Origin of the sequence: Komagataeibacter intermedius TF2 (genome assembly GCF_000964425.1) — a bacterium.
GTDB classification, from domain to species: Bacteria; Pseudomonadota; Alphaproteobacteria; order Acetobacterales; family Acetobacteraceae; genus Komagataeibacter; species Komagataeibacter intermedius.
This window is the reverse complement of sequence record NZ_BANF01000041.1, coordinates 38,034-44,224: the sequence shown is the minus strand read 5'-3', so window position 1 is coordinate 44,224 and position 6,191 is coordinate 38,034. Positions and strand designations below refer to the sequence as shown.

General features: G+C 52.9%; 6 protein-coding genes and 2 pseudogenes. 3 read left to right on the top strand and 5 right to left on the bottom strand.

The window, feature by feature from the left end:
• Together B7449_RS19730 and B7449_RS22805 are read left to right on the top strand one after the other, a co-directional pair.
• Positions 1–100: pseudogene (locus B7449_RS19730) on the top strand (IS5-like element ISMex42 family transposase); the annotation flags it as partial.
• 109 nt (positions 101–209) lie between these two features.
• Positions 210–533, top strand: a pseudogene (locus B7449_RS22805) (IS701 family transposase); the annotation flags it as partial.
• A gap of 121 nt (positions 534–654) precedes the next feature.
• Here B7449_RS22805 and B7449_RS08235 read toward each other — a convergent pair.
• The 5 genes from B7449_RS08235 to B7449_RS08215 all read right to left on the bottom strand — a co-directional run bounded on the left by B7449_RS08235 (position 655) and on the right by B7449_RS08215 (position 4,464).
• Positions 655–1,221: a MarR family winged helix-turn-helix transcriptional regulator gene (locus B7449_RS08235; RefSeq protein WP_235721155.1), complete on the bottom strand. Its 567-nt coding sequence runs from the start codon at positions 1,219–1,221 to the stop codon at positions 655–657.
• A gap of 188 nt (positions 1,222–1,409) precedes the next feature.
• Positions 1,410–2,090 carry a DUF2848 domain-containing protein gene (locus B7449_RS08230; protein ID WP_039735335.1) on the bottom strand — a complete coding sequence of 227 codons (681 nt, stop codon included), beginning with the start codon at positions 2,088–2,090 and terminating at the stop codon, positions 1,410–1,412.
• 11 nt (positions 2,091–2,101) lie between these two features.
• Positions 2,102–2,440, bottom strand: a complete 339-nt coding sequence (locus B7449_RS08225; protein WP_199858369.1) for a cupin domain-containing protein — start codon at positions 2,438–2,440, stop codon at positions 2,102–2,104.
• Positions 2,441–2,506: 66 nt separating this feature from the next.
• A complete protein-coding gene (locus tag B7449_RS08220) occupies positions 2,507–3,943 on the bottom strand; it encodes a 4-hydroxyphenylacetate 3-hydroxylase family protein (protein ID WP_039735333.1) in 1,437 nt (478 codons plus the stop codon).
• The gene (locus tag B7449_RS08215; protein WP_048883555.1) at positions 3,940–4,464 is read right to left on the bottom strand and encodes a flavin reductase family protein; all 525 of its coding nucleotides are present in this window, start codon (positions 4,462–4,464) and stop codon (positions 3,940–3,942) included. Before B7449_RS08215 ends, B7449_RS08220 begins: the two co-directional genes overlap by 4 nt.
• 333 nt (positions 4,465–4,797) lie before the next feature.
• Between B7449_RS08215 and B7449_RS08210 the strand changes: the two genes are divergently transcribed.
• A complete protein-coding gene (locus B7449_RS08210; protein ID WP_048883554.1) occupies positions 4,798–6,174 on the top strand; it encodes a carbohydrate porin in 1,377 nt (458 codons plus the stop codon).
• Positions 6,175–6,191: the final 17 nt, after the last annotated feature.

The window sequence follows — 6,191 nt, the reverse complement described above, 5'->3', positions numbered from 1 at the left end:
CAAGGAGTGCCGCGCTGTCGCAACCAGATATGAAAAAACAGCAACGTCGTTCCTCGCCGTCATCCACATCGCTGCCGCAGCAGACTGGATCAAGCCATAACAGGCCCTAGTCCTGAGCAGAGGGGCTGAGGTGCAACTGGCACTACGCCATTTACTGCATCCCATCGGCCCGCATGTAGTCCAGGGTGGCGTCCAGACAGGCCGTTACCTTGCCGGGTGAAGCGGGCCAGCGTTCCACCGGCGAACGGAAATACGACCTGTCCAATCTGTCTGCCTATACATCCCTCAGGCTAATGGCCGCTGCGATTACGACCCGATGAGTCTGCGAACAGGCACATCGGCAACTCAGGGAGGAACCGGGCCTCGATCACTTTGAGGGGCGATCATGGACAGGCTGCACCGGCACGCCCTGATATCCATGTTGGCCTGCGCCCTTCTCCAGTCTCGGCGCCTCACGGCGGCAGGATGGAAAAAAGAGTCACCAGTCCTCTTCCGCAGCCCGGCCTGCCAGCCATACGACAGGCCATTCCTGATCGCATCCTGTGACTACCCACCGGGGTAATACCCGCACTGTGGAAATTTTCTACCCCAGACCCCGCGACGCATTCTGCCAAAGTAGTGCCATGCAGGGCTGATCATATTCCAGGTTTCAATTCATTTTCGGTCAGATTCTTGGGGCTCAGGAGCATCCATTAGTCGTAGGGAGGCGTTGGAGCCGTGCAGCAGAAGTGGCAATATTCTCCTGAGTTGCTGCATTTGTTCATGGGTAATATCACGAAAGATTGTATCATTAACCGGAACCTGAATTTCGGTCAGTTTTTTAAGACTTGCACGGCCTTTGGCTGTCGTATGAAGTAGAATACGTCGGCGATCATGCGGGTTGACTTCTTTTTTTACCAGTCCCGCCTCAACCAGCTTGTTGACTTCAATCGTGACGAATGCCCCGCTGAGATGGATGTGCTCGGCAATCTGTATGATGCCGACTTCTTCGATTTCCATATGCGCAATGGAAATCAGAATAGTGTATTGCGTGCCGCTCAGACCAATATGCCGTCCAAGACGACTGCGATTTTCTTGAATCCGGGCCGAAAATGCCAGAATATTGTGCAGCATTTCACGGAAAATACGATCTGATCCATTAACCAGAAGTTCAGGCCGCGATACCGTCAGGGGATGCGCCTCGTCAAATGGTTCAGTCAGGACCGGAGAGTGGTCACGCATTTTGGGTCCGGAAGTTTTTTTCGCTTTCATTCTGACGTGATAGCATGCCGTATTTTCCTGTCGATCGAAAAAGCAGGACCAGAGCTATTTTCGGAAAGGCGGAAAAAAGGAAGCGTAAAATCTGGATTGGGTATTTCTGGTATATTCATGCATGGTCCCAATCCAGTTAAGCCATGCTGCATGGCCCCTTATGAAACGACGGGCAACATATCCAGATCATAGGCATGTCTTATGGACCGCTTGAGGACAGGATCCTCCAGTTCCATTTCGAAACGCTGGGCAGGGCGAATGCCGCCTTTTACGGACAGGGTCCCGCAGAACATCATGTCGCCTGGTGTAAATGCGATTGTATCTGGCAGGTTATCCACCAGATTATCCGGCGCGCGCAGGCTGTTGACCGGACCTTCCTGGTAAAGGACCCGCATGCCATCAATCGTAGCCCAGGAACGCATGATGAGCATATCCCAGTGGTCGGCGACATCCTCCCATTTCCACAGAACCCTTGATACCGGCTTGCAGCAGAGCTGTTTGGATAGCGCAATTCCGATTGTTTCCGCTTCTCGATCCGTGTGGTCCGAGCCAATGCCGACCCACCACCCATCAGCTAGGGCAAGTAGAACAGGCTCAACCTCACCCGATGACGTGCTGCCCAGAATCTGCACCCGATCCGCCTGCAGGAGCAGGTCCCGTGCCACACGGTAATAGACCGGCACAGACGATGGGCGAGGAACCCCGATTGCTTCAAGTTCCACGATATGTTCTTCAATCGCAGCCATGTCTCGCCCCGCCCAGCCCGCTATGATCAGCCGGTTGGGTGCGCAGGTGATATGGTCCTGCCCGTCTTGCGTCATGCGTGTAAAATGCAGCATGCCCCTAGCTCCTATGCCGGATCGTAGTAATGAATTTCCAGAAGAAGGCAGCCGCCATTCGATTTGAAAGGGCCATGTACCGCACCGGGTGGCCGCACGGCATAGGTATTGGGACCGAAGGCTTCGCCGCCTTCGCCATTTTCATCATTACCTACGGTCAGGTCACCGGAGATGAGATATACTTCCTCCCAATAATCATGCACGAAAGGTTTTGTTGTGTAGACACCGGGTGAAAAGCGCAGGAGGCGGGTGCGGCTGCCTTTTTTACTGACTTCATCCAGTGCCCCGGACAGGACCTTTTCTCTGACGTCCACCTTGTATGCTGCGGGGCGTTCCCATCCATTGTTCATGTCAAGGGTATGGAATTCGTCATGTGCCTTGTTTATAGCCATGTGTTTGATCTCCAGTTGTCAGGTTCAGTAAGAAGCCAGCATGGTATCGACGCGGGTGGCAGAACCATTCCAGTCAAAGGTGCGGAAGGAATGGTTTTTCGGCACATAACTGGCGCCTGCGTAAAACATTTCATACTGGGTATGGCGCGATCCGAATTCGGAGCCGATGGCGTCCCACATCAGCTTGAAAAATTTGACCCGGTCATGCGCATCCACAATGGGGGAGGACTGGCTTTCGTTGATCCATTTCATGATTTCAGGATTGTCAAAATCCTTTATGGATGAAGGCAGCATGATTACGCCGCCACCGGCCAGATTACGCAGCTGTTCGATAAAGCGTGGATACAGTTGCTGCGTAAGCGTCTGGGCAGCATAGAGGGAATGGCGATCCGGGATGAAGTATGGGCCAACTTCGCTGCCCTTGGCTTCCATGCCAGCCACCATGGCATCAAGCATACCCACTTCGGCTGCAAGTTGTCCCAGTATTTCCCGAACCTGGGGAAAGCGTGCCGTGCAGTTGATTTCCGTAGTGCGATGCGCCAGGCCAACCAGGAACAGCAGCTTGGTTTTAAGGCGGATCATGGCCTGATAGTTCTGGTACACATGCGCCGGTGTCGCCATGAACTGCTTCTGGCACATCTCGCGGTTATCAATAATGAAAACCCGCTCCCACGGTATGCTGACATTTTCGAAAACCAGCACGGCATCATTTTCGTCAAACCGGCTGGACATGGGATAGTCGAAAACCGAACCGGTCCCTGTTTCATAGGATTTACGCGACAGGATGCGCAGGCCCGGTGCATTCATCGGCACCACGGCAGAGAAGGCCAGGGCTTCATCACCCACAGGTAGGGGCTGGATGCAGGTGACCAGCACCTCATGTGCCATCACACCACCGCTGGCCAGCATCTTGGCGCCGTTGATGACAATCCCGCTGCTGTCCTGGTCCACGATGGATGCGGCCAGGCGTCGCCTGCCGGCCGTTTCTCCTGATGCCGGAAGTTCCCCCTGCGGGTTAATGATGACATAGCTCAGGAAAATATCATTGCTGGAAGCATAATGATAGTAATCACCCAATGCTTGCGCCCGCTTGGGGTCGTAGGCATTAAATATATCGCGGCCCATATACATGCCAGCAATACAGGATGCGACATGATCGGGGGAGCGGCCGAAGAAGCCTGCATGTAGCTGTCCCCATGCCTCAAGTGCCTTCCGCCGCTCGACCAGGTCATTATAGCTTTTAGGCAGTTGCCATATACGGTTGATTCTGTCTTCATCAGTATTCTGGCATGTCATGAGGCGTTCATTCTGTGGAGATGATGAAAAATCGTACATCCGCGCCACTGTGTCTATGGCGTTACAGAAAGCAGGGTGGGTCGTTACATCTTCAACCTGTTTCCCGTCGATATAGACAGTGCGCCCATCCTTCAGGGAATCCCGGTATTGCTGCCCAGTTTTCATACTACTTTTTTCTCCTGTTGTGCAGGTAGCAGATCGTTGAACGGCACAGTTGTATGGTACTGGCCATTATAGAAAATAAGGGGTCTGCATCCCTCTGATGTCAGGATTTCCTGTATTTCACCAATAAACACGACATGGTCGCCTGCCCCATGCGCGGCATAGGGGCGGCAGTGCAGGACCGCCAGGGCGTCCGACACGCCACGCATGCTGTGGCCACACATCTCGGTCAGTTTTATTGCACGTTCTTTCAGTCCCGTGTTCCGCCCGAACATGTCGGATAATGGAGCATGGTGCAGCCCCAGAACATTCACTGTATAGGCATTCGCGCCGGACAGGATATCGCAACTGCGCGCCCCCTTGCGTACGCTGAACAGGATCAGTGGCGGGTCGAGCGATACAGTATTGAACGAGGTGGCCGTAAATCCGAAGGGTTCGCCGGTAATGTCCCGCCCTGTGATGATCGTCACGCCTGTAGCGAAGCGTCCCAGCACATTCCGAAGTTTTTTCTGATCCAGTTTCAAGAACGTCTCCTGTGCAGGCAGAAGGAGTGATTTGACATATAGCTTTGTATGAAAGCCATTATGAATGTGTCAACAAAATTCATGCCGGATTCATAACATGATATTTATTCTGTATAATTACCGTATATTGGCAGTATGTTACGAAAAATATTTGAGAATCTTCAAGATTCAAGTTGACATCAAAAAGAACCAATTATTACGATCCCATTGCAACATAGCTTTCATAAAAAGGTGTTAGAGATCATGGGTGCCAAGATTTGCCTACCTACACCGTTACGACCACGAAACATAACCGCGGTCTGCTCCGCGTTTGCCCTTCTGTCGGTTAGCGGCATGTCCCATGTGGCATGGGGGCAGACCGAGGACGAACAGGAGGTCCCCCAGTACACGGCTGAGAAAGAGCCCGAAGTCTCCCCGGTCGTTTCCTTTTCTCGCTATATTGGTCTTCAGGGAATTACGCATAACCTGGCGAACAGGGGCATATATTTTAACGGATATTATGCGGGAACGTCCTATTCGCAGGCATCGGGTGGTCGAAAAAAGGGAACTGCCTTCCTGCATGACTTTGCCTATGGCATGGATCTGGACCTCGAAAAACTGGTCCATCTGCATGGCGGGCAGATCCATATCGGGCTGGATTCACGTTTCGGCACGTTCAACGCGGGCGGCCTGAATACCTTTAATGGAAGCGCCATGGACTATCAGGGTGGCGTGACGGGACCAAGCAACAATACGCGACTGTCGGAATTTTCATATGAACAGAATCTTTTCAATCGGATCATCAACATCCGTCTGGGCCGTATCGCACCGACCAAATACCTGACCAACCTGCCGACCGACTGTCAGTTTGTCTCTTTCGTATGCGGCAATCCTGGAGGCTGGAGCTTCAATGCAAACCAGTCACACTGGCCGGTTGCAACGTGGGGTGGCATGCTGACCATCCGCCCGGCGACGAACTATTATATCCAGACGGGCGCCTATGCGGATAATTCGTGGGGATTTACACGGACAGGATTCCCCTTTTCGGGGAACTGGTCGGAAGCCCATGCCAATGGCACGTTCATCCCGGTCGAAGGTGGCTATTCCTCGACGTATGAAACGGAAGCCTATCCTAAAAAATATGTAGTCGGCTTTTATTATGACTCCCATAATTTTAGCGATGCCTACCTCAATACAGCGGGCAAGCCGCTCCTGACCAATGGCGGCACGCCCATGAATGATGGTGCGCATACGGAAGTTTATGGTGAATTCATGCAGACGGTATGGAAACCCAACCGTAAATCCCATGAGGACCTGCAGATATTTGGCGGGGCATATATTGGTTCATCCGGTCACCCCACTGTCAATGCTTACTATACGCTTGGTGTTCTCAAACATGGCCTGCCGCGCCGCCCGCATGATTACATGGGGTTGATTGGTGTTGCTTCGGTCTTCAATCAGCGCGTGACGGCCGCACTCGATACGGCGGTGCAGGTCAATGGTGGCAGGGGCAATTTTGCACGCAGCACGGAAGGGGTCGAGTTTACTTATGGTGCCGAAGTCCTGCCTGGGGTTCTGTTCCGCCCCTATATCGATGCGGTTTTCCATCCTGACCAGGAACTCTATGCCTATGTGCCCGATCCAAAGATCCACTATTCTGTAGGTGGGGGCGCGCAGATCATGATCCGCTTTAACGAAGCATTTGATCTGCCCGAAATCAAGCCGCTGTGATGGAGAGTGTGCCGGCG

Bases quoted from the DNA above. Each gene is read 5' to 3' on its own strand.
- B7449_RS08210 (WP_048883554.1), top strand. From the start codon at position 4,798: ATGTCCCATGTGGCATGGGGGCAGACCGAGGACGAACAGGAGGTCCCC.
- B7449_RS08220 (WP_039735333.1), bottom strand. From the start codon at position 3,943: ATGAAAACTGGGCAGCAATACCGGGATTCCCTGAAGGATGGGCGCACT.
- B7449_RS08230 (WP_039735335.1), bottom strand. From the start codon at position 2,090: ATGCTGCATTTTACACGCATGACGCAAGACGGGCAGGACCATATCACC.
- B7449_RS08225 (WP_199858369.1), bottom strand. From the start codon at position 2,440: ATGAACAATGGATGGGAACGCCCCGCAGCATACAAGGTGGACGTCAGA.
- B7449_RS08235 (WP_235721155.1), bottom strand. From the start codon at position 1,221: ATGCGTGACCACTCTCCGGTCCTGACTGAACCATTTGACGAGGCGCAT.